A 25,650-nucleotide genomic window follows, 5' to 3' on the forward strand; every position below is an offset into this window, starting at 1 on the left:
AGCGGTCTGTGGAGGCCGCGAGGAAAACAATGAAAGTTCTATTGCTGGTCCAGAAAGAGCAGCGGGCCATTCTGGATCGCCTGTACGAAGGTATCGCCGCCCATTGCGAATGCGACCTGCGCTGGCTGACATCGGCTGAGCAACGCAATCTGCGCGCCTATTTCCGTCGTGAAGTGGATGTTACGAAGTACGATCGCATCGTGTTTTTCCTGCGCTTCAAGCAGGAAATCCGTCAGGCTGGCTTCATTCGTACCCTTCCCAATCTGGTCATCCTCGAGCACGACGCTTACCAGAACTACATTCCCTGCAAGTACACTGGCAAGTTCAGCGAGCATTACCGCAAGTTGCCGTGGGCGCGTGTGCTGAGTTCCGGTTTTGTGGTCAGCGAGCGGCTGCGTGAAGAGGGCTTCGACGCGGTATTCGTGCCCAAGGGCTACGACCAGACTCTGTTGCAGGATCAGGGCATTGAGCGGGATATCGAACTGGCGTTCGTCGGCAGCACCAACAGCGTGGCCTATAGTGGCCGCAAGGCCTTGCTTGATGAGCTGGGCCAGGTCGAGCCGCTGGTGGTGACCCGCACCAAATCCGGCGAAGAGTATTGCCAGACCCTGAATCGCATTCGCTTTTTCGTCAGTGCCGATGTCGGCATGGGCGAGTACATGATCAAGAATTTTGAAGCCATGGCCTGTGGTTGCGTGTTGTTGGCCTACGATCAAGGGGACGCGGAAAATCGCGCACTCGGTCTTCAGGATATGGAGAACGTGGTGTTCTACAGAAATATCCCACAACTCCAGTCGAAATTAGCGACGTTACGCGTCGACCCGGAATTGGCGGCCCGTATTGCTGTCAATGGCCGTAATCTGGCAATGTCGCAGTTCAGTTTTGCAACCATTGGTCAGCGCATTGTCAAAGAGCTTGAGCCCGCGCTACGGAAGGCGGCTGCAATAAGTTGGATAGAGCGTTTGCGAGCAGTACTGGGAATCTGACGCTGCTCTCGTGAGTCTACGAGCGCTCAGGGGCTGAAAGATTTGACTATTCAGGGCGGCGCCGGAAGCGGCGAAGCGATTTACCTACTGTTTCGGGCTTCACAGGTGTGTTCCGGCGTGGCGAGCGACAAGGGTCGCTCAGCCCCGGAACCATTGAAGACCGGGCCCACGCGGCTGTCTGGAGTGTGCATTGGCTTTACCAACGATTGATTGCGCCTGCGCGGACGCGGTGATTCCGACATCGGGGTTCGATACCCGATGACCATCATTAATATTATGTGGTCCAGTGGTTCGCCGTTTTCATCGGTGCACAAGGTCCATCAGCAAATCGTCTCGCAACTGGATCCGGCCATCGAGATCAAGACCTGGTTTCTCCAGGGTGAGGTCAATGGTTGCACCGAGCCGGTGAAGGACGTGCACGAGTGGCGCTTTTCCTCGCGCCTGCTCAAGGAACGGCATGTCTGGCGCCTGCTCAAGCCCTGGATGCAGGCCCGCCTGCGCAAGGCGATGATCCAGAGCGGGGCCAAGGTGGTGTTGCTCGACGGTCTTGGCGTTGCCCGGGTGATGTTGCCCATTCTCAGGCAGATGCCGGATATCCGTGCCGTGGTGGTCTTCCATGGCGCCACTCGTCTGCGTGAAGAGCATCTGGCGCTGTTCCGCACCTTTCCCGCCGAACGTCTGACCCTGGCGGCCGTCTCCCAGACCCTTGCCCTGGCTTTGCAGGAAAAGCTGCATCTGCCGGTGCAGGGGCTGCGCAGTGCTCTGCATCCCGAGACCTTCCGCGCACGGTTGCTGGAGCGCAAGCAGGCGCGTCGGGTATTCGACCTGCCGCAAAACGGTGGACGGGTGCTGGGTGCGGTGGGGCGTCTGGTCGCGGACAAGGGCTTTGACTATCTGCTCGACGCCTTCGCCCGCTCCCTGGCAAAGCATCCCGACATCAGCCTGGTAATCATCGGCGAAGGCCCTGATCGTAGCGCGCTCGAGCGCAAGATCAAGCATCTGGGCCTGGGCGGGAAAGTCTTCCTGCCGGGGCACAAGCCGGGTCTGGCCAAGCTGTACCTGGGCTTTGATTGGGTGGTGATTCCCTCGCGGGAAGAGGGCCTGGGGCTGGTGCTTCAGGAAGCGGTCATTGCCGGAGTGCCGGTGCTGGTCAGTGACCTGCCGGTATTTCGCGAACAGTTGGGCGGTGCCGGTCATTACGTACCGGTCGGCAACGTCGAGGCCTGGATCGCGGCGCTGGATGAGGTTGCCGGGGAGGATGGCGCTACCGTTGCCAGCTCCCAACACCAGGCTCTGGCGCCGGAACAGGCATGGCAGCGCTTTTGTGAAGATTCACGTACCTTGCTGTCCATCCACTAGCGTTGCGTGTCAGTTCAGCACGCCCTGCTCGAGTGTCTGCAACGGAAAGGCCTCGGTCAGATTCTCGCGGGCGATGTAGCGAGCGAAATGCTGCAGGTTGCGTTTCTTCAGGCTGCTCGACAGCGGCCCCCGAAAGAAGCGCATGTCGGCGACGTCGATCAGGCCCAGGGTGTTCTCCGGGGTGACGACGATGTTGCCCAGGTGCAGCGAGCGGAAATAAATCCCCGATTGATGCAGGCTGCGGATCAATTCGATCAGCGCGGGCATCGATTGCTGCCAGCTGAAACCCTCATGCCGGGTGATCTGGCGCAGGGTCTCGCCGGGCAGCGGGCGGTACAGCACGGCGGTCATGCCCGGCTGATCGAGGGTATAGAAGTGGGTAACCTTGAGGGTCGGCACGCCGAGTTTTTCCAGTTTCACGGCGTTATCAATGAAGCGCCGGGAGTATGGACGCAGCAGTGCGGAAGAGAACCAACGCTTGCGACGGAACAGTTTAAGGATTTTGCCATCCTGCAACATGTACACTTTCGCGCCAAAGCTGTCGGCCTCCAGAACTTTGGCACCGACAATCATTTGATTTAAAGCGGCTTTAGAGAGCCGAAAGCATTGCATCAGTAGAAGCCTTGTAAGGAACGCGAGCGGTTTGGCCGGCAATGATGCCGAAAAGTGACGGGTTGCACCACTATAGGACCGGTTTCTGTGGGACCGGCTTCAACCGGGAAGGCCTATCCCCGGCTAAAGCCGGTCCCACAGGGGCGGCTTTAGCCGCGAGTTTGCGTTGCGAATATCGTTTTTCAGAGGAGTCAGGATGTACACGAACCGTTGGGCACAGGCCTGGTTATCGACCGGGTTGCTATGGTTTCTGCTGGCCATTGCTTTCGCGCCGACCAACAAGATCTATCAACAGGGTCTGGTCGCTTTTCTGTGGGTGCCTGCCCTGGCGTTGGGCTGGTCCGCTCGCGAACGTATTGGTGAGTTCTGGCGTGCCCAGCGTTTCCTCTGCGTATCGATGCTGCTGCTGGCGGTGTGGGCCAGCCTCAGCCTGACCTGGGGCCACGCGGAAGAGGCGGACCGCGAATTCAAACGCATGCTGTATATCGCCGTGTTTGTCCTGTTCTTCCCGATCCTGGCCAATGCCAATCCCGACCGCGTTGTACGGCTGATGCAGTGGGGCGGCATCGGCATGGCCCTGGCGGCGCTGACGTCGATCGTGCGCTTCTATGGCATGCAGCATAATCCCTGGTTGGCCCGGGTGGAGGGTATCGGTGAGCTTAGCCATCCTATCCTTGGCGCCTATGTCGTCGGTATTGCCGCCGTCTGGACGCTGCTCTGGCCGCCCAAGCAGCGCGCGATGCTGCCGGTCTGGGCGTTGACCCTGGCTCTGACCGGCGCCTTCGTTGTGTTGTCCCAGAGCCGCGGGGCGATCCTCGCCTTGTTCCTGACCGTCGTCGCCATGCCGATCTGGTGCCGGGACCGTCGCAGCTATCTGCTCTCGGGGCTGGCCATCGCTGTCGCTGTCGTGGGCTTCTGGTTGCTTGAGCCATTGATGCTGGCGCGGGGCTCGTCTTATCGCCCGGAAATTCTCGCCGCCGTGATGAAGATGGTCGCAGTGCATCCATGGACCGGTATCGGCCTGGGCGCGCCTTACGATGTGGTGGTGGCCGATGGCCTGAAGTTCGACCATTCCCATAACCTGTTTACCCATACTGCCATTCAGTTGGGCATTCCCGGGATGCTGCTGTGGGCGTGCGTCTGGCTGGCGGTGCTGGTCCAGGCCTGGCGGGCCCGGCATACGACGCTTGGCCGTGGCCTGATGGGGATTTGGCTGTTTTCTACACTGGCCATGCAGTTCGATGCGGCGAGTCTTACCGGTTCGCCACGGGCCGAGTGGTTTATCAGCTGGCTGCCGATCGGTCTGACCAGTGCGCTGGTCTGGGCCAAAGCGCAAATCGGCGGCTGTGATAAAATCCCGCGTTCTTCAACTTCAGCGAGCTTTACGATGAGCGACAAGGCACCCATTGCCGGGCAAAGCTCCAGCCTGAAAATCTATTTCCGACTGCTTAACTACGTAAAACCCTACATCGGCATCTTCCTGCTGAGTATCATCGGCTTCATCATTTTCGCCTCGACCCAGCCGATGTTGGCCGGGATTCTCAAGTATTTCGTCGACGGCCTGGGCAACCCCGAGGCTGTGCTGTTCCCCAACGTGCCGTACCTGCGCGACCTGCAACTGTTGCAGGCGGTGCCGCTGCTGATCGTGTTGATCGCCGCGTGGCAAGGGCTGGGTTCGTTCCTGAGTAACTACTTCCTGGCCAAGGTCTCCCTGGGCCTGGTGCATGACCTGCGTGTCGAACTTTTCAACAAGCTGCTGGTTCTGCCCAACCGCTATTTCGATACCCATAACTCCGGTCATCTGATTTCCCGCATCACCTTCAACGTGACCATGGTCACCGGCGCCGCGACCGACGCCATCAAAGTGGTGATTCGTGAAGGCCTGACGGTGGTGTTCCTGTTCATCTACCTGCTGTGGATGAACTGGAAGCTGACCCTGGTGATGCTGGCGATTCTGCCGTTGATCGCCGTAATGGTCAGTCGCACCAGCAAGAAATTCCGCAAGCAGAGCAAGAAGATCCAGGTCGCCATGGGCGATGTCACCCACGTTGCCTCGGAAACCATCCAGGGCTATCGGGTGGTGCGCAGCTTCGGCGGTGAAGGCTACGAGCAGGAGCGCTTCGCCGGGGCCAGCAGGAGCAACACCCGCAAACAGCTGACCATGAACAAGACCGGCTCGATCTACACGCCGATGCTGCAACTGGTGATCTACAGTGCAATGGCTGCGCTGATGTTTCTCGTGCTGCTGCTGCGCGGCGAAGCGACCCCCGGTGATCTGGTGGCCTACATCACCGCGGCTAGCCTGTTGCCCAAGCCGATCCGCCAGTTGTCGGAAGTCAGCTCGACCATCCAGAAAGGTGTCGCGGGCGCTGAAAGCATCTTCGAGCAGCTGGATGAAGTGCCTGAAGTCGATACCGGTTCGTTTGAGCGTGACAGCGTCAGTGGTCATCTCGAAGTGCAGAATCTCAGCTTCACCTATCCGGGCACTGAGCGTCAGGTGCTCAATGACATCAGCTTCTCGGCCGCGCCGGGGCAAATGGTGGCGCTGGTCGGCCGCTCCGGAAGTGGTAAATCAACTCTGGCCAATCTGCTGCCGCGTTTTTATCAGCATGAAGTCGGTCATATCCTGCTCGATGGCGTCGATATCAACGAATATCGCCTGCGCAATCTGCGCCGTCATATCGCTCAGGTGACCCAGAGCGTGACCCTGTTCAACGATACCGTGGCCAATAACATTGCCTACGGCGATCTGGCCGGTGCACCACGGGCCGATATCGAGGCGGCTGCGGCTGATGCCTATGCCAAGGAGTTCGTCGACCAGTTGCCTGAGGGCTTCGATACTCAGGTTGGTGAGAACGGCGTGCTGCTCTCCGGTGGCCAGCGCCAGCGTCTGGCAATTGCCCGTGCGTTGCTCAAGAACGCACCGTTGCTGATTCTCGACGAGGCAACCTCGGCTCTCGATACCGAGTCCGAGCGTTACATTCAAGCGGCGCTGGATCATGTGATGAAAGGTCGCACCACCATCGTCATCGCGCACCGCCTGACCACCATCGAGCGCGCCGATCTGATTCTGGTCATGGACCAGGGCCGTATCGTCGAGCGCGGCACCCACCGCGAGCTGCTGGCGCAGAATGGCTACTACTCGCGTCTGCATGCCATGGGGCTGGATGAGCCAGCGCCGGTCGGCGCAGTCTGATTTTGTTGGAGCGAGGTCTATGCCTGACCGCAAAGAGGCTTAGCCACGACAGTCACAAGCCCTGTGCTAACATTGCGCCCCTATTCATTCTTGGTTACGGGTTGTTCGATGAAGTTGTCCATGCCGCGTTTCGATCAGGCACCAGTCTTGGTGGTGGGCGATGTCATGCTCGACCGTTATTGGCATGGCGGCACCTCAAGGATTTCCCCTGAGGCACCGGTGCCGGTGGTCAAGGTCGAGCAGATCGAAGATCGCCCCGGTGGCGCCGCCAACGTTGCGCTGAACATCGCGGCCCTGGGCGCTCCGGCGTCGCTGGTCGGGGTAACGGGTGAAGACGAGGCCGCCGACAGCCTGGCCAACAGTCTCGAGGCCGCCGGTGTGCGTGCGCGTTTCCAGCGCATCGCCCATCAGCCGACCATCGTCAAGCTGCGTGTCATGAGCCGGCATCAGCAACTACTGCGCATCGACTTCGAAGAACCCTTCGCCACCGATGCCCAGGCCCTGAGTGCCGAGGTCGACAGCCTGCTCGACGGCATCAAGGTGCTGGTGCTCTCCGATTACGGCAAGGGCGCCCTGAAAAACCATCAGGCGCTGATCACCGCTGCCCGCGATCGTGGCATTCCGGTGCTGGCCGATCCCAAGGGCAAGGATTTCTCAATCTATCGTGGCGCCAGCCTGATCACGCCGAACCTCAGCGAATTCGAAGCCATCGTCGGTCATTGTGTCGACGAGGCCGAACTGGTCGCTCGGGGCGCCGAGCTGATGGCTGATCTCGAGCTGGGCGGCCTGCTGGTCACCCGTGGCGAGCACGGCATGACCCTGCTGCGTCCGGATCAACCGGCCTTGCACCTGCCTGCCCGTGCCCGTGAAGTATTCGACGTGACCGGTGCCGGCGACACAGTAATTTCTACTCTGGCTGCCGCCATTGCAGCCGGTGAAGACCTGCCCCACGCCGTGGCCCTGGCCAATCTGGCGGCGGGCATCGTCGTCGGCAAGCTGGGTACGGCGGCCATCAGCGCGCCGGAGCTGCGTCGGGCGATTCAGCGCGAGGAAGGTTCCGAGCGTGGTGTGCTGAGCCTGGACCAGTTGATTCAGGCCGTGGGCGATGCCCGTGCGCACAAAGAGAAAATCGTCTTTACCAACGGCTGCTTCGACATTCTCCATGCGGGCCATGTGACCTATCTGGAACAGGCCCGTGCTCAGGGCGACCGATTGATTGTCGCGGTCAACGATGACGCCTCGGTCAGCCGTCTGAAAGGGCCGGGTCGTCCGATCAACAGTGTTGACCGACGCATGGCGGTGTTGGCCGGTCTCGGCGCGGTGGACTGGGTGATCAGCTTCCCTGAAGGCACTCCGGAAAACCTGCTGACCCACGTCAAGCCCGATGTGCTGGTCAAGGGCGGCGACTACGGTATCGACCAGGTGGTCGGCGCCGATATCGTCCAGGCCTACGGTGGCGAAGTGAAGGTGCTGGGGTTGGTCGAGAACAGCTCGACCACGGCTATCGTCGAGAAAATTCGCGGGCAGTAATACAAAGCCCGCAGGCCTCCTTTCGATGGGGCGAATACGGTGGGAGCGAATTCATTCGCGAATAGGGTAGTGAAGTCGATACATCTTCGTCGTCTGGAATACCGCTTTCGCGAATGAATTCGCTCCCACAGTAGCTCCAGCAATCCTCTCCCTCCCACAGAATCGGCATCTACAAGTTTTTCTATTTACTCAGACTGCTGCGCGCCATCTGCAGCAGTTGCCGGGCCTTGCCGGTTAGGTTCTTGATCCTGCTTTTCTTCGGTGGCGTCAGGCCCTGCTGGCGTAGCCAGTCCTTCCAGCGAATCCGCTCGTCGCGCACCACCCAACCTTCCTGAGCCGCGAAGCTTTCCGCCAGATACAGCCCTCGAGTGCTGGCCGGGATCAGCTTGTCGCGTTTGAGGGTGTACAGCTCCGGCAGGGGTACACCATTTTCCAGAGGCATCAGGTACAGGTCGGGCTTGCTGCGGTTGAGGCGGGCGACCAGTTGATCGTCTTCGAGCATTTCATCGACATGAAACAGGCTCAACGGACGGGCTTCCCTCGGTACTTCCAGGCGCAGATCGTAGATCAGTTGCAAAGACGCCGTGGGCAGATGGACATAGGCCCGTGGGCGCTCGATCAGGGTCATGTTGCCGCAACGCACTGGCCGCGCCGCGCCAGACAGCGGGGTCAGGCGAAAGGGCATGGCTTCGCGATAGTGCAGGGCTGCGGCATAAGGCGCGGGCAGCCAGGTATCGTTGAAGCGGCCGCTGAGCCAGCCCTGGGGCGTCTCGATCAGGCACTCTTCGGCGACTTCCTGAATCGCCGTATGCAGCGGCAGGGCCAGTTCCTGGGCCGGGACGTAACCAGAAATCAGCTTGAGCACCACATCGCCGCGGTCCTGACGACGTTGGCGCACCAGCACCCAGTAATCACGGTTCTGCCAGCTCAGGGTCAGGCGTACAGACACGCCGAGGTTGGCCAGCTCAGTGGAAAAACGCTCGCTGTCAGCTACCTCGATCTTGCGCCGACGTTGCAGGGTCTGGGAGAAGTTCAGCGGCATGCCGACGCTTTGGTAGCTCAGGCCTTCGGGGGTGGCTTCGACGAATAACGGCAGGGTTTTGAAGTTGCTGGGGTTTTTTCGAATCAGGGTTCGCGGCATGTCGGCTCCTTCTTGCGTTGGGGTCGGCCGCCCAAATCAGGCTTGACGGCGAATGACAGCGGCAGCAACGGCTGCATTATGGGCCAGATGCAGCGGGTTGATGGTCCCGACAATAGCACCGGCAACGCCCGGATGTTGAAACAGTAACGTGAAACTTGCTTCAACCGGATCAACGCCTGGAGTCAGGCAAATATGCCCGCTGGCCAGGGCCTTTTTGATCAGGATGCCTTTGTTGTGTTCGCCAGCGTAGTCCAGCACCGGCTTTTCGGCCTGCTCGTTGAGATTATAAGTGACCATCGCGCAGTCTCCGTCGCGCAGGGCGAGCAGGCCGCCTTCGACGGTCTTGCCGGAAAAACCGAAGCCGCGGATCTTGCCTTCGGCCTTGAGTGCGGCCAGGGTCGGGTAGACGTCGCTGTCGTTAAGAATCGCCAGGTCGTTGCCGTCGGAATGCACCAGCACCAGGTCGAGGAAATCGGTTTCCAGACGTTTCAGGCTGCGCTCCACCGACATGCGCGTGTGGGCGGCGCTGAAGTCGTGGCTCGACAGGCCTTGCTCGAACTCTTCACCGACCTTGCTGACAATCACCCAGTCGTGGCGCTGACCACGCAGTAGCGGGCCCAGGCGCTCTTCGCTGGTGCCGTAGGCCGGTGCGGTGTCGAGCAGGTTGATACCCAGGTCCCGGGCCTGGCCCAGCAGCAGGCGCACGACATGGTCATCAGGAATGGTGAAGCCGTTGGGGTATTTCACCCCTTGGTCGCGGCCCAGTTTGACCGTGCCCAGGCCCAGGGGGGAAATGCTCAGGCCAGTGCTGCCCAAGGGACGATGCAGATCGTGCAGGGTTGGTAGAGTCATGGCAGCAGTTGGTCCCAGATCGGTACGGCGCGCGGCGGGCGCGGCAAGGTCGGCAGCGGCGGTTGTGGCGTCGGGTGGATTTCGTCATGGGCGAGGGCGCCCAGCACCCGGTCGGCGAAGTCCGGCACCAGGGCCAGTTTGGTTGGCCAGCCGACCAGCAGACGGTCTTGCTGATGGAGGAAGGCATTGTCGGGGCGGGTCAGACCGCTTTGTGTCGGCTCGGCGCGGTCGACGCGCAGGGTCGCCCATTGCGCCTGGCTCAGGTCGATCCACGGCAGCAGGCCGGACAGTTCCTTTTGCGCGGCGGCAATCTGCGCCGCTGGTTCGCGCGCTACGCCTTCGGCTTCGGCGACATCGCCACCGAGGTACCAGACCCACTGGCCGTCGGCTGCGGGATGAGTGGTCACGGTTATACGCGGCTTCGGCCCGCCGCCCAGGCAGTGGGCGTACAGCGGTTTTAGGGTCGGCGCCTTGACCATCACCATGTGCAGCGGACGGCGCTGCATGGTCGGTTGCACCACGCCCAGAGCGCTGAGCAGGTCGGCGGTGCCGGCACCGGCGCTGAATACGATGCGCTGGGCGATGATGTCGCGGCCATCGACGCGCAGGCCGATCAACTCATCGCCATCACGCAGCGGCTCGATGGTTTGCCCGGCGAGCAGGCTGTCCCCGGCCAGTTCAGCCAGACGGTCGAGCAGGCTGGGCACATCGACGACCAGTTCGGCCAGGCGATAGACCTTGCCTTTGAATTTGGGGTTTTGCAGCGCGGGCGGCAGTTCGTCGCCCTTGACCTGATCGACCCGGCCCCGCACGGCCTTGCTGGCGAAGAAACTGGTGAGGTTGCCCGCCAGGGTGCCCGGCGACCACAGGTAATGGGCTTCAGAGAGCAGGCGCACGCTGGACAGGTCCAGTTCGCCCTTGCCCGCCAGTGCCTCGCGCCAGCGACGCGGCATGTCGGCAATGGCCTCGGAGGCGCCGGACAGGGCGCCATGCAAGGCGTATTTGGCGCCGCCGTGGATGATCCCCTGCGACTTCAGGCTTTGTCCGCCACCCAGGCTGGCGCTTTCGACCACGACCGTGGAAAAGCCCTGACGTCGCAGGCGGGCGTTGAGCCAGAGACCGGCGGCACCGGCGCCGACGATCAGGACGTCAGTGGAAATAGCAGAAGGCATGGGCACCTCAATGGCGACAAGAATCCCGCCATTATAGGGGAATGGCCCTTCAATGCCCGGCGGTTTTCGAGAACAACTGGATAACCACCACGCCTGCGACGATCAGCCCCATGCCGAGCATGGCCGGAATATCGAGCTTCTGCCCGTAGATGAACAGCGCTGCGATGCTGACCATGACGATGCCCATTCCTGCCCACACGGCGTAAGCGACCCCTACTGGAATGCTGCGCACCACCAGGGTCAGCATCCAGAACGCGATGGCGTAACCGGCGATGACCAACAGCAGCGGCACAGGCGTACTCAGGCCCTTGACCGCTTTCATCGAAACGGTGGCAATGACTTCACAGCAAATGGCAATGGCCAGCAGGTAGTACGCGCTCATGGTGAATCTCCTCTGCGATGGCCCGCATTTTAGTGATTGCCCAGATGGGGTAAAGTCATTACCTATCTTAAATAAATATAGGTTGCCGCTGCCGTGCAATGGAATCTTGAGCATATCCGCCTGTTTGTCAGCGTCGCCGAGCAGCGCTCCTTTTCGGCGGTGGCGCGGGATATGAAGCGCGCACAGTCGGCGGTCAGCAACGCCATCGCCTTGTTGGAGGCGGACTTGGGGGTCAGCCTGTTCGATCGCAGCAGCGGGCGTCAGCCACGCTTGACCGAGGCGGGCAGCGCGTTGCTTGAAGAAGCGCGGGAGGTCTTGCGTCAGTGCGAACGTCTGGATGGCCGTGCCCTGGCTCTGCTGCGCGGAGAGGAAGCGCGGCTGCGCCTGGCCCATGACGAGGCGATGCCTTATCTGCCGGTCCTCGATAGCCTGGAAGCCTTGGCTGAGCGTTACCCCAGTGTCGAAGTGCAACTGGCCAGTGCGGCTCAGGGCGACGTGGCGCGCAAGTTATTGGAGCGGCGGGCCGACCTGGGACTGCTGTTTCACCATGAGCAAATGCCCGAAGCATTGGAGCGTCAGGTGCTGGGCAGTGTCGAGATGGTCACGGTCTGTGCCGTTGGTCATCCATTGGCATCCGAGCGGCGTATTGGTCGCCAGCAACTGGCCCGTCATCGGCAGATCGCCCCGCAGCAGAGCGGTTATCCCGGCAGTGAGCAGCTCAGCCCGCAGATGTGGCGCGCCGACAGTTTCTACTTCATGGCTGAGCTGCTGATGCGCGGGTTGGGCTGGGCCTGGCTGCCGCGCCATGTAGTGCAGTACCCGGCGTATCAGAACCTGATGGTTGAACTGGTCAGCGACTGGACGCCGCCGTCACTGGTGGTGGAAATGGTCTGGCGCCGCGATCAACCCCTGGGCCCGGCCGCGCGCTGGCTGGCCGAATGTTTTGCAAGGCATTTGCGGGCCATTGGCTGATAGACTTCGCGCCCATGAATAGAACGCTATATACCCTGCTGTTTCATCTCGGTCTGCCTCTGGTGGCTTTGCGCCTGTGGTTGCGCGCGCGCAAGGCGCCGGCTTATGCCAAACGTATCGGCGAGCGCTTCGCTATCGGCCTGCCTGCCATGCAGCGCGGCGGTATCTGGGTGCATGCGGTGTCGGTGGGCGAGAGCATCGCCGCCGCGCCGATGATCCGCGCGCTGCTGCAACGTTATCCACAGCTGCCGATCACCGTGACCTGCATGACGCCAACGGGGTCGGAGCGTATCCAGGCGCTGTTCGCCAACGAGCCGCGCATCCAGCACTGCTACCTGCCTTATGACCTGCCGTGGGCGGCGGGGCGCTTTCTTGAGCGTGTGCAGCCGTGTCTGGGCGTGATCATGGAAACCGAGCTGTGGCCCAACCATATCCATCAGTGTGCCAAGCGCGGGATTGCGGTGGTGCTGGCCAATGCCAGGTTGTCCGAGCGCTCGGCCCGTGGCTATGCCCGTTTTGCCGGGCTGACCCTGCCAATGCTGGCTGAAATGAGCCTGTTCGCCGTACAGACCGAAGCCGAGGCCGAGCGTTTCCGCGCCCTGGGCGCGCGGCCCGAGTGCGTGACGGTGACCGGCTCGATCAAGTTCGACCTGACCATCGACGCGCAGTTGCTCGAACGCGCCAGCGAGTTGCGCGAACAATGGCAGGCCAGCCAGCGTCCGGTGTGGATTGCTGCCAGTACCCACATTGGCGAAGACGAAAGCGTATTGGCCGCCCATCGTCAGCTGCTCGCCAGCCATGCCGATGCGCTGCTGATCCTGGTGCCGCGCCACCCTGAACGTTTCGACAGCGTGTTCGCTCTGTGTCAGCAGCAGGGCTTCAGCACCGTGCGCCGCTCCAGCCGACAGTTGGTGGATATGTCGACCTCGGTGCTGCTCGGCGACAGCATGGGTGAGCTGCTGTTTCTCTATGCCTTGGCCGACAGCGCCTTTGTTGGCGGCAGCCTGGTGCCCAACGGCGGCCATAACCTCTTGGAACCGGCGGCACTGGCCAAGCCGGTGTTGAGCGGGCCGCATCTGTTCAACTTTCTGGAAATTGCCGCGATGTTGCGCAATGCGCAGGCGCTGGTTGAGGTCTGCGATGGCGTCAGTTTGGGCGCCGCCGTGCAGCGCCTGTTCGAACACCCACAGCAGGCCCGGCAGATGGCCGAGGCAGGGCTGGCGGTGATGAAGGCCAATCAGGGGGCGTTGAACCGATTGCTGGAGGGGATTGCGCGGTTGATGCCTTAAGGCGAGAGCGCGGCGAATATCGAACCCCTGGGAGCCGCCTTGGTGGCGATCGAGTGCGAAGCGCTCGCAATGGCGTCAGTGACTGATCCGACGCTATCGCCAGCAAGCCGGCTCCCACAATAGATCGCGCTCCAATCAAGTATTACTCAACGCTTGCCCGGCTTATCGAAATTCTTCTGCGCCAGGGTCGCGAGGTCCGGTGGCAGGAAGTCTTTGTCCGGGTTGTAGTCGGCCTTGAGGTAATGCGACAGGTCCTGCAGGTCGCTGGGGCTCAAGGTCCCGGCGGCCTGTTTCAGGCGCAGGTTGTCGATGATGTAGTCATAGCGCGTGTTGTTGTAGTCGCGCACCGAGGCATAGAGCTGACGCTGGGCGTCGAGCACGTCGACGATGTTGCGCGTACCGACCTGATAACCGATCTCCGTGGCCTCCAGAGCGCTCTGGTTGGAAATGATCGACTGCTTGCGTGCCTGGACCTGCTCGACATCGGTATTGACCGCGCGGTGCAGGTTGCGGGTGTTTTCCACCACCTGGCGGCGCAGGCTTTCGCGCTGCTGCTCGCTCTGGCTCAGGCGCGCATAGGCTTCGCGCACTTGCGAGCTGGTCAGGCCGCCGCTGTAGAGCGGGATATTCAGTTCCAGGCCGATGCTGCGTTGCTCGACGTCACCGCCGTAGTTCTGCCCGGTGTAGTTGGGGTTGCTGAAGCCCAGGGCGTCGTTGTCGCCGCGCTTGTAACTGACCACCGCATCCACGGTCGGCGCATGCCCGGCCTTGCGCTGGCGCAGGGTTTCTTCGGCGGCGCTGACCGCGTAGTTGCTGGCCTGCAGATTGAGGTTCTGCTGCGAGGCGGTATCGACCCAGGCCTTGGCGTCGTTGGGCGTCGGCGGCAGCACCGGCAGGGTGTGAACGATGCCTTCGATGGCGTTGTAATCGCGGTTGGTCAGGGTTACCAGGGCTTGGAAGGCATCTTCGACCCGCTGCTTGGCAACGATCCGGTTGGCCCGGGAGGTGTCGTAACCAGCCTGAGCCTGGAGCACGTCGGTCTTGTCCGACAGGCCGACGTCGAAGCGTTCGTTGGCCTGGTCCAGCTGACGTTTGAACGCCGCTTCTTCGGCCTTGGCCGTGGCCAGGTTGTCCTGGGCGCGCAGTACCGTGAAATAGAACTCGGCACTTTGCAGGATCAGGTTCTGCTCGGTTGCCGACAGCTGCAAGGCCGCCTGCTCATTAACCGCTTTGGCGGCCTTGAGCTGGAACCAGCGGTCGGCGCGGAAAACCGGTTGGGCCAGAGTGGCCTGATAGACCACGCCGCTGCGGGTCGCGGTGACATCCGGGCGATCGATGCTGGTGCGGGTGTTATTGATGCTGCTGCCAGCGGACAGGTTCGGCAGCAAACCGGCACGGGCCTGGGGCACGACTTCCTTGCGCGCATCGTAGTCGGCGCGGGAGGCTGCCAGGTCGGCGTTGTTACTCACCGCCTCGTTGTAGACATTGACCAGCCCGGTCTGGATCGGCGCGGGGAGTTCGGCAGCCCAGGCCAGACCGGTGGAGGCACACGACACGGCGACAGCCAATGAAAGTTTGCGCAGCATGGTGCATTCCCTGTTCGTAATTGTTCTGGCCCGCAATAGGCTAGGGAGTGTAGTGGCAGAGCTGTCTTGCAAACAATCCGGCATATCGGCCATTTATCGAAGGATTGAGCATAAGACTGGCGTTTTGGCAGTGGCAAAGTCTAGACTTGCCCCGTTCTTGTCGGGGTGCCTTGCGAAGAGGCTGAGATCGGTTATCCGGATCCCGTTGAACCTGATCAGGTTAGCGCCTGCGTAGGGAACAAGATTTCTCGTCTCCCGGCGAGTCCTCTTGAGTGCCGTCCGGGGTCGATTGTTCAAAAATTGAACAGTTCTCCGTTGCTCGTCACTCAGCACTGCTCAAGGTGCGTCCGTCCGTCATTCAGGTTCTCCCTCCGACAAATCAAGCCGCCGCTGATGTCTGGAGAGCCCGTGATGAGTACAAAAGCAAAAAACACAATTCATTTGAGTGAGTCTGCCCAGGTCGACTCGGGATCGGTACAACCGTTTACCCGCTCGCAAAAAATCTATGTCCAGGGTTCGCGCCCGGACATCCGCGTGCCGATGCGCGAAGTCACCCTCGATGTCACACCGACCGACTTCGGCGGCGAGATCAACGCGCCGGTCACTGTCTATGACACGTCTGGCCCGTACACCGACCCCAACGTCATCATTGATGTGCGCAAAGGCCTGGCCGACGTGCGCTCGCCGTGGATCGACTCGCGCAACGACACCGAGCGCCTGCCGGGCCTGAGCTCCAACTTCGGCCAGCAGCGCCTGAACGACGCCGAATTGACCGCCCTGCGTTTCGCCCATGTGCACAACCCGCGCCGCGCCAAGGCCGGGGCCAACGTGAGCCAGATGCACTATGCGCGGCAGGGCATCATTACCGCCGAGATGGAATACGTCGCCATCCGCGAAAACATGAAGCTGCAGGAAGCCCGCGCAGCCGGTCTGCTCAAGCAGCAGCATGCCGGTCACAGCTTTGGCGCGAGTATCCCGAAGGAAATCACCGCCGAGTTCGTCCGCGAGGAAATCGCCCGTGGTCGCGCGATCATCCCGGCCAATATCAACCACGTCGAACTGGAACCGATGATCATCGGCCGTAACTTCCTGGTGAAGATCAACGGCAATATCGGTAACAGCGCGCTGGGTTCTTCCATCGAAGAAGAAGTGGCCAAGCTGACCTGGGGTATTCGCTGGGGTTCGGACACGGTCATGGACCTGTCCACCGGCAAACACATCCATGAAACCCGCGAGTGGATCATCCGCAACTCGCCGGTGCCGATCGGTACGGTGCCGATCTATCAGGCTCTGGAGAAAGTCGGCGGCGCGGCCGAAGACCTGACCTGGGAGCTGTTCCGCGACACCCTGATCGAACAGGCCGAGCAGGGCGTGGATTACTTCACCATCCACGCTGGTGTATTGCTGCGCTATGTCCCGCTGACCGCCAAGCGTGTGACAGGCATCGTCAGCCGCGGCGGTTCGATCATGGCCAAGTGGTGCCTGGCGCATCACAAGGAAAACTTCCTTTACACCCATTTCGAAGACATCTGCGAAATCATGAAGGCCTACGACGTCAGCTTCTCGCTGGGTGATGGCCTGCGTCCGGGCTCGATTGCCGACGCTAACGATGAAGCGCAGTTCGGCGAACTGGAAACCCTCGGCGAACTGACCAAGATCGCCTGGAAGCACGACGTGCAGACCATGATCGAAGGCCCGGGCCATGTGCCGATGCAGCTGATCAAGGAGAACATGGACAAGCAGCTGGAGTGCTGCGATGAGGCGCCGTTCTACACCCTCGGCCCGCTGACTACCGATATTGCACCCGGCTACGACCACATTACCTCCGGTATCGGGGCGGCAATGATCGGCTGGTTCGGTTGCGCCATGCTCTGCTACGTCACGCCCAAGGAACACTTGGGCCTGCCGAACAAGGATGACGTCAAGACCGGCATCATCACCTACAAGATCGCCGCCCACGCGGCCGACCTTGCCAAGGGCCACCCCGGTGCGCAGATCCGCGACAACGCCCTGAGCAAGGCGCGTTTCGAGTTCCGTTGGGAAGACCAGTTCAACCTTGGCCTGGATCCGGACACCGCGCGCTCGTATCACGACGAGACCCTGCCGAAAGACTCGGCCAAGGTCGCGCATTTCTGCTCCATGTGCGGGCCAAAGTTCTGCTCGATGAAAATCACCCAGGAAGTTCGCGAATACGCGGCCAATCAGAAGATCGAGGCGCTGGACGTGTCGGTGCAAGAGGGCATGCGCGAACAGGCTGAGCGGTTCAAGCAGGAAGGTAGTCAGTTGTATAAAAAAGTCTAAGCCGCAAGAGGCAAGCTACAAGCGGCAAGAAAAAGCAGTGCTGCTTTTTGCTTCAGACTTGTAGCTTGCCGCTTAAAGCTTGCCGCTGCTCCGTATTGAGATAACAACATGAACACACCCGGTACTTATTCCCCCGATATCCCCGTCCCCGCAGGCAAGCGTGTCTTCGGCGGGCGCGATCTATTTTCCCTGTGGTTCTCCCTCGGCATCGGCCTGATGGTTTTGCAGACCGGGGCCTTGCTGGCGCCAGGTCTGGGGCTGTCCGGCTCGTTACTGGCGATTGTCCTCGGCACCCTGGTGGGTGTCCTGCTGCTGGCGGCGGTGGGGGTGATCGGCAGCGATACGGGCCTGTCGTCCATGGCCGCGCTCAAGCTCAGCCTGGGCAATCGCGGCGCGGCCTTGCCTGCGGTGCTGAACCTGCTGCAACTGATTGGTTGGGGCGCGTTTGAAATCATCGTCATGCGCGATGCCGCCAGCCTGCTTGGCGCCAAGGCGTTTGTCGAAGGCAGCCTGTGGGCCAATCCGCTGTTGTGGACACTGATCTTCGGTGCCCTCGCGACCTTGCTGGCAGTCAGCGGGCCGCTGACTTTCGTGCGGCAGGTGCTGCGCAAGTGGGGCATCTGGCTGTTGCTGGCGGCATGCATCTGGCTGACCTGGAATCTTTTTGCCAAGGCTGATCTGGCAGCGCTCTGGACGCAGGCCGGTGATGGCTCGCTGCCGTTTGCCGTGGGTTTCGACATCGCCATCGCCATGCCGCTGTCGTGGCTGCCATTGATTGCCGACTACTCACGCTTCGGCAAGCGCGCCGCTGGCGTCTTTGGCGGTACTGCGCTTGGCTTCTTTATCGGTAACTTCTGGCTGATGGGCCTGGGCGTGGCCTACACCCTGGCGTTCGCCCCGAGTGGCGAGACCAATGCCCTGCTGCTGGCTCTGGCAGGTGCCGGGATGGGCATTCCATTGTTGCTGATTTTGCTCGACGAGTCGGAAAACGCCTTTGCCGACATTCACTCGGCGGCGGTGTCCAGCGGGATTCTGTTGAAAGCCAAGGTCGAGCATCTGGCCCTGGCCATCGGCGTGATCTGCACCCTGATCGCCTGCCTGGCGCCATTGGCGCAGTACCAGAACTTCCTGCTGCTGATCGGCTCGGTGTTTGCGCCGCTGTTCGGCGTAGTGCTGGTGGATCACTTCATTCTGCGTCGGCGCAGTGCCCAGGTCCGGGCCACGGCGTTGAACGGCATGGCCCTGCTGGCCTGGCTGGGCGGTCTGGCGACCTACCATTTGCTGGCCAATCTCTACCCTAACGTTGGTGCAACACTGCCAGCGCTGGTTGTGGCTGGCGTGTTGCAGTTCATGCTGGGTAAAGCCTTCAACCGCGGCCGGGGAACAGTTCCGGCTTGAGGATGCCATTGAGCTGCGGATAAGGAATCTTCAGCTCGATGTGGCCCATGGAGTAGGGCGCGATGGTGTCGACCTGATACTTGAGGATCAGGCCGCCGTAGGTCAGGGCGATGTGGGGGGTCTTCTTGAACGGCCAGGTTTGCAGGAACTGGCTGTCCTGATCCATCTTCACGCTGATCAGCCACGCCTGGTGCGCCAGTTGCGCCTTGTCCCAGAACGCCTGCTCCTGGCCCGGCACCAGCATGTCGGCCAGGGTCAGCACCTTGTGTTGCTGACGCGAGTAGTTGATGAAGGCGCGGCCGGGCGTGCCATGGGCACCGCCGGTGTCCAGATAGCTGGACAGCTCAACCACCACCAGACCGTCATGCTGCTCGCGTACCTTGGCCTGCAAGTAGCTGTTGATATGGCCCTGGCTGTCGCGCAGGAATTGCTCCTGATAAGCCTTCAGGGTCGGCAGCACCGGGCCGCCGCTGTCGCTGCGGGTCAGTTGCAGCAGAGTGCGCTCGACGATGGCGTCCAATTGCGGTTCATCGGCAAAGTGCACGGTATCGATATTGACCAACGGGCATTCGGCGCTGGTGCAACCCGGCTTGATCACTTCGGAGGCATCGCGCTGGACAGCCAGCGGGGTGCGGTAATTGGGTTGGAAAATGCTCTGGCAGGCGCCCAGCACAAGGGCCAGCACAACCAGCGATGTAATCCTCAAAAACGACATTGATGTTCCTTGGCTTTGGCTATGGAGACGGTATCGCGAGGTGGTTTGACTGCGTATCCGCTGATCGGTTCGCCGTCCGGCGGATTAGAGTTCTTTTGTGGCCCCGGCGTCCAGTCCGTGTAATGGCAGGGGGCTGCATACTGAGGCCGATGCGCGTTAGGATGGCGCGAAGTCTACGATCGCCGCAGTGAGAAACCCTATGAATGACAGCACCCGTTCGACCCCGACCAAGGTTGAGATCAGCCAGCGTGACAACTGCTTCAAGGGCTTCTACAAGCTGGATCGCCTGGTCCTGCGCCACGAGCTGTTTGCCGGTGGCATGAGCCGGGAAATCAACCGCGAACTGTTCGTGCGCCACGACGCCGTCTGCGTGCTGCCCTACGACGCCCGCCATGACGAAGTGGTGCTGATCGAACAGTTCCGCGTCGGTGCCCTGGACAAGGCTGCCAACCCGTGGATGGTCGAGCTGGTGGCCGGCCTGATCGATAAAAACGGCGAGCCGCCTGAAGAAGTTGCTCGCCGCGAAGCAGAGGAGGAAGCTGGTCTTACGCTGCAAACCTTGTGGCCGATTACCAAATATTTTCCTTCGCCGGGCGGCAGTGACGAGTTTGTGCATCTGTACCTGGGCCGCTGCGAAACTCGTGGCGAAACCGAGGTTGGGGGCCTGCACGGGCTGGAAGCAGAAGCCGAGGATATTCGCGTGACGGTGTGGGCACTGGACGATGCCCTGCAAGCCGTGCGCGACGGACGAATATGCAATGCGGCCACGATCATTGCCTTGCAATGGCTGGCGTTGAACCGTACTGAAGTCAGGGGGCTATGGTCGTGAATCTCTTGCGTGAACGCTACCGTGTCGATCTCGCTGGCCTGCAGGCTGCCTGCGAGGCCAACTACGCACGTCTGATGCGTCTGTTGCCGGACATGCGCAACGAACAGCGCTCACGCCGCGTGGCCGTTACCCAGGGTGACCAGATGCTCGGCGTGCTGGCCGTCGAAGTGCTGCTCGACTGCCCCTACACCACCACCCTGCAAGTCCGTCAGGAACACAGCCTGCCGTGGCTGCCGGTGCCGCAACTGGAAGTGCAGGTCTACCACGACGCGCGCATGGCCGAAGTCATCGGCGCCGAGCACGCCCGGCGCTTCCGTGGCATCTATCCGTACCCCAACGCCGACATGCACCAGCCAGACGAAAAGGCCCAGTTGAATCTGTTCCTCGGCGAATGGCTGAGCCATTGCCTGGCGTGCGGGCATGAGTTTGAGGCGGTGCGTTGATCGTCGGTGGTCTGCGTTGTCCATTGTGGGAGCGAATTCATTCGCGAAGATGGCATTGAGGGCAATACCTCTCGAATACTGCTTTCGCGAATGAATTGGCTCTGTCTGCGTTAGATGTTGCAGCTAGTGATTTATCGAATGGATTCAGTCAGTTGCAGCGCCATCATTCTCGAATCAGGCTCAGATGTTGTGGGAGCGGATTCATCCGCGAAAAGGTCATGATCGTGCAGACTTCTTCGCGGATAAATCCGCTCCCACGAAATCCGCGATACCTCGTACGCAACACTTAACGCAGACAGAGCCAATGAATTCGCTCCCACATTAATTCTCTATGCAGAGTAAACAACTGAGACCTGACGCTCATTCCTGGGTTTGCCGTGCCAGGGCCTTGCAACCATAATCGTTGCATATCGCCCTGGGAGACGGCCATTGTCGAGCGCATCCGCTAAAGACACTTCAGTTCTGTTGGTCCAACTGTCCGACAGCCACCTGTTCGCCGAGGCGGACGGGCGCTTGCTGGGCATGAATACCCGGCAGAGCCTGGAAAAAGTCATTGAGTCGGTGTTGGCCGAACAACCTGTTGTTGATCTGATACTGGCCACTGGAGATTTGTCCCAGGACGGTAGCGTCGAGTCGTACCAGGCATTTCGCCAATTGAGCGCGCAGATTGCCGCGCCGGTCCGCTGGTTGCCGGGCAATCACGACGAATTGCCGCAGATGGCCGAAGCTGCACAGCAAAGCGACTTTCTTGAGCCGGTGATCGATATTGGGCAATGGCGCATCACCCTGCTGGATTCCGCAGTGCCGGGTTCGGTGCCCGGCTATCTGCAGGATGCTCAGTTGCAACTTCTGGCCCAGGCCTTGAGCGAGGCGCCGCAGCGTCATCACTTGATTTGCCTGCATCATCACCCTGTGTCTATTGATTGCGCCTGGATGGAGCCCATCGGCCTGCGCAATCCTGAAGCGCTGTTTGCCGTGCTGGGTCGTTTCCCTCAGGTCCGGGCGGTGCTGTGGGGGCATATTCACCAGATGTTCGATCAGGTGCGCGAAGGCGTACGCCTGCTGGCATCGCCTTCGACCTGCATCCAGTTCGCGCCGGGCAGCGAGGACTTTCAACTCGATGACCTGCCACCCGGCTATCGTTGGTTGCGTCTGCATGACGACGGACGGCTGGAGACCGGGATTTCCCGGGTGACCGGCTTTGCGTTTGAGGTGGATTTGGGGGGGGAAGGTTACTGACGCCGCACCAACATCTATTGGAAACGTATTAAAGGCAGTCTTGCTCCCTGAGTCCCTGTAAACTGCGTGGTTTTGCGCAAACACAGAACAATTCGGGAGTGCATGGCGTGACCGGCGAAACCCCCACCCTGTTGTATATCCATGGCCTGAACAGCTCGGCCCTGTCGAAAAAAGCCACTCAGCTCACGGCCTTGATGCAGGCCCGGGGGTTGGCTGAACAGTTGCGGGTCCCGGAACTGCACCATCATCCCCGTCAGGCCATCGCCCAACTTGACGCCGCAATCGAAGAACTGGGGCGGCCACTGCTGGTCGGCAGCTCGCTCGGCGGCTACTATGCGACTCACTTGGCCCGTCGCCACGGCCTCAAGGCGCTGTTGATCAATCCGGCGGTCAATCCTCACCAGTTATTCGATGGCTTTCTTGGCCCCCAGGAAAACCTCTATACCGGTGAGCGTTGGGAACTGACCCTCGACCACGTAAAGGCCTTGGCCGAGCTGGAAGTACCGGCTCCGCAGGATCCGCAGCGCACTCAGTTATGGCTGCAGACCGGCGACGAAACTCTGGATTACCGGCGCGCCGAAGCCTTTTACCGGGCCTGTGCCCTGCGCATCCAGGCCGGTGGCGATCATAGCTACCAAGGGTTTGCCGAGCAGTTGCCTGCCGTGTTGAGTTTTGCCGGGTTTGCCCCGGCCACTGAAAATGACGCCCTGTAATTTCACGAACCATTGATGACGAGACCCCATGGCCAATCCCAGCGCTAGCTCTTATAACGCCGACGCCATCGAAGTCCTCTCGGGCCTCGACCCGGTACGCAAACGTCCGGGCATGTATACCGATACCTCGCGGCCCAACCACCTGGCCCAGGAAGTCATCGACAACAGTGTCGACGAAGCCCTGGCCGGTCATGCCAGGTCGGTGCAGGTCATCCTGCATGCCGATAACTCGCTGGAAGTGTCTGACGACGGTCGCGGCATGCCTGTGGATATCCACCCGGAAGAGGGTGTGTCCGGGGTCGAACTGATCCTGACCAAGCTGCACGCGGGCGGCAAGTTCTCCAACAAGAACTACCAGTTCTCCGGCGGCCTGCACGGCGTGGGGATTTCCGTGGTCAACGCGCTCTCGACCCTGGTCCGGGTCCGGGTCAAACGCGATGGCAACGAATACGAAATGAGCTTTGCCGACGGCTACAAGGCCTCTGAGCTGGCGGTGATCGGCACGGTCGGCAAGCGCAATACCGGCACCAGCGTGTATTTCGCTCCGGATCCCAAATATTTCGATTCACCGAAGTTCTCCGTCAGCCGCCTCAAGCATGTGCTCAAGGCCAAGGCTGTGCTGTGCCCGGGGCTGCTGGTCAGCTTCGAAGACAAGGCCAGCGGCGAGAAGGTCGAGTGGCATTACGAAGACGGCCTGCGCTCCTACTTGCAGGATTCGGTAACCGATTTTCTGCGTCTGCCGGACGAGCCGTTCTGCGGCTCCTTCGCCGGTAATAAAGAAGCCGTCGACTGGGCGCTGCTGTGGCTGCCAGAGGGCGGCGACAGCCTGCAGGAAAGCTACGTCAACCTGATTCCCACGGCCCAGGGCGGGACTCACGTCAACGGCCTGCGCCAGGGCCTGCTTGATGCCATGCGCGAGTTCTGCGAATTCCGCAATCTGCTGCCGCGCGGGGTCAAGCTGGCGCCGGAAGACGTCTGGGAGCGCATTGCTTTCGTTCTGTCGATGAAGATGCAGGAGCCTCAGTTCTCCGGCCAGACCAAGGAACGCCTGTCGTCTCGCGAGGCGGCGGCCTTTGTTTCCGGGGTGGTCAAGGACGCTTTCAGCCTGTGGCTCAATGCCAATGCCGAGCTGGGCATGCAACTGGCCGAACTGGCGATCAACAACGCCGGTCGGCGTCTCAAGGCCAGCAAGAAGGTCGAACGCAAGCGCATCACCCAGGGCCCGGCACTGCCCGGTAAGCTGGCTGACTGCGCCGGGCAGGACCCGATGCGTGCCGAGCTGTTTCTGGTCGAGGGTGACTCCGCCGGTGGTTCCGCCAAGCAAGCGCGGGACAAGGAATTCCAGGCCATCCTGCCGTTGCGCGGCAAGATTCTGAACACCTGGGAAGTTGACGGCGGTGAAGTGCTGGCTAGTCAGGAAGTGCATAACATCGCCGTGGCCATCGGCGTCGATCCGGGGGCCGAGGACGTCAGCCAGCTGCGCTACGGCAAAATCTGCATCCTCGCCGACGCCGACTCCGATGGTCTGCACATCGCCACCTTGCTCTGCGCGCTGTTCGTCCAGCATTTCCGCCCGCTGGTCCTGGCCGGTCACGTATACGTGGCGATGCCGCCGCTCTATCGCATCGACCTGGGCAAGGACATTTATTACGCTCTGGACGAAGCCGAGCGTGATGGCATTCTTGATCGTCTGGTGGCAGAGAAGAAGCGCGGGAAACCTCAGGTCACGCGATTCAAAGGTCTGGGTGAAATGAACCCGCCGCAACTGCGCGAGACCACCATGGACCCGAACACCCGGCGTCTGGTCCAGTTGACCCTGGAAGATATCGAGCAGACCTCGGAAATGATGGACATGCTGTTGGCCAAGAAGCGCGCGCCGGATCGCAAGAGCTGGCTCGAATCCAAGGGCAACCTGGCCGAGGTCCTGGCTTGATGCGAGTCTGGCTGGCAGCGTTGCTGGTCGTCATGGCCCCGGTGTTCGCGGTGCCGATGGTGGTTCAGGAAGAGCTCAAGCTGCTGTCCGAGCATGCCGTCGACGACATGCCCGGCGGCAACCTGTCGGGCCTGACTTACTGCAACGGCAGCATGTGGACGGTCTCCGATCGCGACGACGAGGTGCTCTATAGCCTCGATATGAGCAAGCCTGTGTGGAAGGCCGTTGCCCATCATCTGGATATTCCAGAGGTGCCGGACAGCGGCCTGCCCCTGACTTTGCGCTCCATGACCAAGGCTTCGTCCTATGTGCGTGGCGGGGCGATGGACTTCGAAGGCGTGAGCTGTGATGCCAAGGGCAATCGCTATCTGGTCAGCGAAGGCTACGCCACGGTGCTCAAAGTGCCGGTGGATGGCGCGCCGCAGTGGCTTGATCTGCCAAAAACACTGGTAGAAGAGGCCCGGGCCAAGGGCATGCTGCAGCATTTCAATGCAATCTTCGAAGGCATCGCCACCAACGCAGCGGGCGACCACCTGTGGCTGGCGGCGGAGCGCGAAGAGCGCGGCCTCCTGGCGATACAGCATGACGCAAGCGGCTGGCACTGTGATGGCAGTTGCGTGCTGAATACGGATACTGACAAGACTCAACTGCCCAAGCAGTTGGGCGGCAAGCAGGTGTCCCAGGATTATTCCGACCTGATGCTCTACCACGACAAACTGTTCACGCTGGAACGGGCAACCTATCGCATCTGTCGCCGCACACTGCAAACCGGTGTGATCGAGCGCTGCTGGTCATTCGCTGACGAAGCCCTGCAGCCCATGCGTCTTTACGATCAGCCTTACGGCCTGACCGAGGCTCTGGTGATCGACGACAAGGGGGCCTGGATCGGCATCGACAATAATTTCGGTGCCCGCGCCGATGGCGAGAAACGCCCGATCGTCTGGCGCTTCGCTGCCCCCACCGATGGCTGGGATGCGCGTTGATGAGCCCGTTTGAAACCAA

21 protein-coding genes, 1 pseudogene and 1 riboswitch are annotated in these 25,650 nt (G+C 61.1%); of the genes and pseudogenes, 15 read left to right on the forward strand and 7 right to left on the reverse strand.

The annotated features are described in order from the left end of the window. Positions 1-29 precede the first annotated feature (29 nt). Entirely contained in the window at positions 30-986 is a 957-nt protein-coding gene (locus M2401_RS16400; RefSeq protein ID WP_259104401.1) for a glycosyltransferase, read from the forward strand. Positions 987-1,244: 258 nt separating this feature from the next. Then, positions 1,245-2,345 carry a glycosyltransferase gene (locus M2401_RS16405; protein WP_259104402.1) on the forward strand — a complete coding sequence of 367 codons (1,101 nt, stop codon included), beginning with the start codon at positions 1,245-1,247 and terminating at the stop codon, positions 2,343-2,345. 9 nt (positions 2,346-2,354) lie between these two features. Here the strand turns inward: M2401_RS16405 and M2401_RS16410 are convergent, their stop codons facing one another. Then, positions 2,355-2,957, reverse strand: coding sequence for a serine/threonine-protein kinase (locus tag M2401_RS16410; RefSeq protein WP_259104403.1), 603 nt, complete (start codon positions 2,955-2,957; stop codon positions 2,355-2,357). Between the two features lie 739 nt (positions 2,958-3,696). On the opposite strand from M2401_RS16410, the pseudogene M2401_RS16415 reads away from it, so the two are divergent. From M2401_RS16415 to hldE, 3 genes and pseudogenes are all read left to right on the forward strand, one after another. Then, a pseudogene (locus M2401_RS16415) lies at positions 3,697-4,080 on the forward strand (O-antigen ligase family protein); the annotation flags it as partial. A 264-nt stretch (positions 4,081-4,344) separates the two neighbouring features. Next, the gene (gene msbA / locus M2401_RS16420) at positions 4,345-6,153 is read left to right on the forward strand and encodes a lipid A export permease/ATP-binding protein MsbA (protein ID WP_259104485.1); all 1,809 of its coding nucleotides are present in this window, start codon (positions 4,345-4,347) and stop codon (positions 6,151-6,153) included. A 108-nt stretch (positions 6,154-6,261) separates the two neighbouring features. Continuing rightward, positions 6,262-7,683 (forward strand): bifunctional D-glycero-beta-D-manno-heptose-7-phosphate kinase/D-glycero-beta-D-manno-heptose 1-phosphate adenylyltransferase HldE, encoded by a 1,422-nt coding sequence (gene hldE / locus M2401_RS16425; RefSeq protein WP_259104404.1) that lies wholly within the window; start codon positions 6,262-6,264, stop codon positions 7,681-7,683. A 181-nt stretch (positions 7,684-7,864) separates the two neighbouring features. Here the strand turns inward: hldE and M2401_RS16430 are convergent, their stop codons facing one another. The 4 genes from M2401_RS16430 to M2401_RS16445 are packed head-to-tail and all read right to left on the reverse strand — an operon-like array spanning position 7,865 to position 11,230. Continuing rightward, positions 7,865-8,824, reverse strand: coding sequence for a metal ABC transporter ATPase (locus M2401_RS16430; protein ID WP_259104405.1), 960 nt, complete (start codon positions 8,822-8,824; stop codon positions 7,865-7,867). A 36-nt stretch (positions 8,825-8,860) separates the two neighbouring features. Next, entirely contained in the window at positions 8,861-9,676 is an 816-nt protein-coding gene (locus M2401_RS16435; RefSeq protein ID WP_259104406.1) for an aldo/keto reductase, read from the reverse strand. Next, on the reverse strand, positions 9,673-10,848 hold the full coding sequence (locus M2401_RS16440; protein ID WP_259104407.1) for an FAD-binding oxidoreductase: 1,176 nt from the start codon (positions 10,846-10,848) through the stop codon (positions 9,673-9,675). Before M2401_RS16440 ends, M2401_RS16435 begins: the two co-directional genes overlap by 4 nt. Positions 10,849-10,897: 49 nt before the next feature. After that, the gene (locus M2401_RS16445) at positions 10,898-11,230 is read right to left on the reverse strand and encodes a multidrug efflux SMR transporter (RefSeq protein ID WP_259104408.1); all 333 of its coding nucleotides are present in this window, start codon (positions 11,228-11,230) and stop codon (positions 10,898-10,900) included. A 93-nt stretch (positions 11,231-11,323) separates the two neighbouring features. On the opposite strand from M2401_RS16445, the gene M2401_RS16450 reads away from it, so the two are divergent. Both M2401_RS16450 and waaA read left to right on the forward strand, forming a co-directional pair. Continuing rightward, positions 11,324-12,202 (forward strand): LysR family transcriptional regulator, encoded by an 879-nt coding sequence (locus M2401_RS16450; protein ID WP_259104409.1) that lies wholly within the window; start codon positions 11,324-11,326, stop codon positions 12,200-12,202. A 14-nt stretch (positions 12,203-12,216) separates the two neighbouring features. Continuing rightward, positions 12,217-13,491 (forward strand): lipid IV(A) 3-deoxy-D-manno-octulosonic acid transferase, encoded by a 1,275-nt coding sequence (gene waaA, locus M2401_RS16455; protein WP_259104411.1) that lies wholly within the window; start codon positions 12,217-12,219, stop codon positions 13,489-13,491. 146 nt (positions 13,492-13,637) lie between these two features. On the opposite strand, the gene M2401_RS16460 is transcribed toward waaA, so the two are convergent. After that, complete coding sequence (locus M2401_RS16460; protein ID WP_259104413.1) at positions 13,638-15,077, reverse strand: TolC family outer membrane protein; 1,440 nt, start codon at positions 15,075-15,077, stop codon at positions 13,638-13,640. Between the two features lie 151 nt (positions 15,078-15,228). Continuing rightward, a riboswitch (TPP riboswitch) is annotated at positions 15,229-15,332 on the forward strand. 156 nt (positions 15,333-15,488) lie between these two features. Here M2401_RS16460 and thiC point away from each other — a divergent pair. Beyond that, a complete protein-coding gene (gene thiC, locus M2401_RS16465) occupies positions 15,489-17,378 on the forward strand; it encodes a phosphomethylpyrimidine synthase ThiC (RefSeq protein WP_259104414.1) in 1,890 nt (629 codons plus the stop codon). A gap of 108 nt (positions 17,379-17,486) precedes the next feature. Next, positions 17,487-18,776, forward strand: coding sequence for a putative hydroxymethylpyrimidine transporter CytX (gene cytX / locus M2401_RS16470; RefSeq protein WP_259104416.1), 1,290 nt, complete (start codon positions 17,487-17,489; stop codon positions 18,774-18,776). On the opposite strand, the gene M2401_RS16475 is transcribed toward cytX, so the two are convergent. After that, on the reverse strand, positions 18,745-19,491 hold the full coding sequence (locus tag M2401_RS16475; RefSeq protein ID WP_259104417.1) for an RsiV family protein: 747 nt from the start codon (positions 19,489-19,491) through the stop codon (positions 18,745-18,747). The two genes, cytX and M2401_RS16475, sit on opposite strands and share 32 nt — an antisense overlap. 199 nt (positions 19,492-19,690) lie before the next feature. Here M2401_RS16475 and M2401_RS16480 point away from each other — a divergent pair, with 199 nt between their 5' ends. From M2401_RS16480 to M2401_RS16505, 6 genes are all read left to right on the forward strand, one after another. Then, positions 19,691-20,320 (forward strand): NUDIX domain-containing protein, encoded by a 630-nt coding sequence (locus M2401_RS16480; protein WP_259104419.1) that lies wholly within the window; start codon positions 19,691-19,693, stop codon positions 20,318-20,320. Beyond that, positions 20,311-20,763: a DUF1249 domain-containing protein gene (locus M2401_RS16485; protein WP_259104420.1), complete on the forward strand. Its 453-nt coding sequence runs from the start codon at positions 20,311-20,313 to the stop codon at positions 20,761-20,763. Before M2401_RS16480 ends, M2401_RS16485 begins: the two co-directional genes overlap by 10 nt. Positions 20,764-21,192: 429 nt before the next feature. After that, positions 21,193-22,002, forward strand: coding sequence for a 3',5'-cyclic-AMP phosphodiesterase (gene cpdA / locus M2401_RS16490; protein ID WP_259104422.1), 810 nt, complete (start codon positions 21,193-21,195; stop codon positions 22,000-22,002). A 107-nt stretch (positions 22,003-22,109) separates the two neighbouring features. Continuing rightward, positions 22,110-22,715 carry a YqiA/YcfP family alpha/beta fold hydrolase gene (locus M2401_RS16495; RefSeq protein ID WP_259104423.1) on the forward strand — a complete coding sequence of 202 codons (606 nt, stop codon included), beginning with the start codon at positions 22,110-22,112 and terminating at the stop codon, positions 22,713-22,715. A gap of 28 nt (positions 22,716-22,743) precedes the next feature. Beyond that, on the forward strand, positions 22,744-24,648 hold the full coding sequence (gene parE, locus M2401_RS16500; protein ID WP_259104425.1) for a DNA topoisomerase IV subunit B: 1,905 nt from the start codon (positions 22,744-22,746) through the stop codon (positions 24,646-24,648). Further along, the gene (locus M2401_RS16505) at positions 24,648-25,631 is read left to right on the forward strand and encodes an esterase-like activity of phytase family protein (protein WP_259104427.1); all 984 of its coding nucleotides are present in this window, start codon (positions 24,648-24,650) and stop codon (positions 25,629-25,631) included. The genes parE and M2401_RS16505 overlap by 1 nt, the downstream gene beginning before the upstream one ends. The last annotated feature ends 19 nt before the right edge of the window (positions 25,632-25,650 follow it).

It is taken from the genome of Pseudomonas sp. JUb42 (assembly GCF_024807945.1).
In the GTDB taxonomy this organism is placed as follows: Bacteria; Pseudomonadota; Gammaproteobacteria; order Pseudomonadales; family Pseudomonadaceae; genus Aquipseudomonas.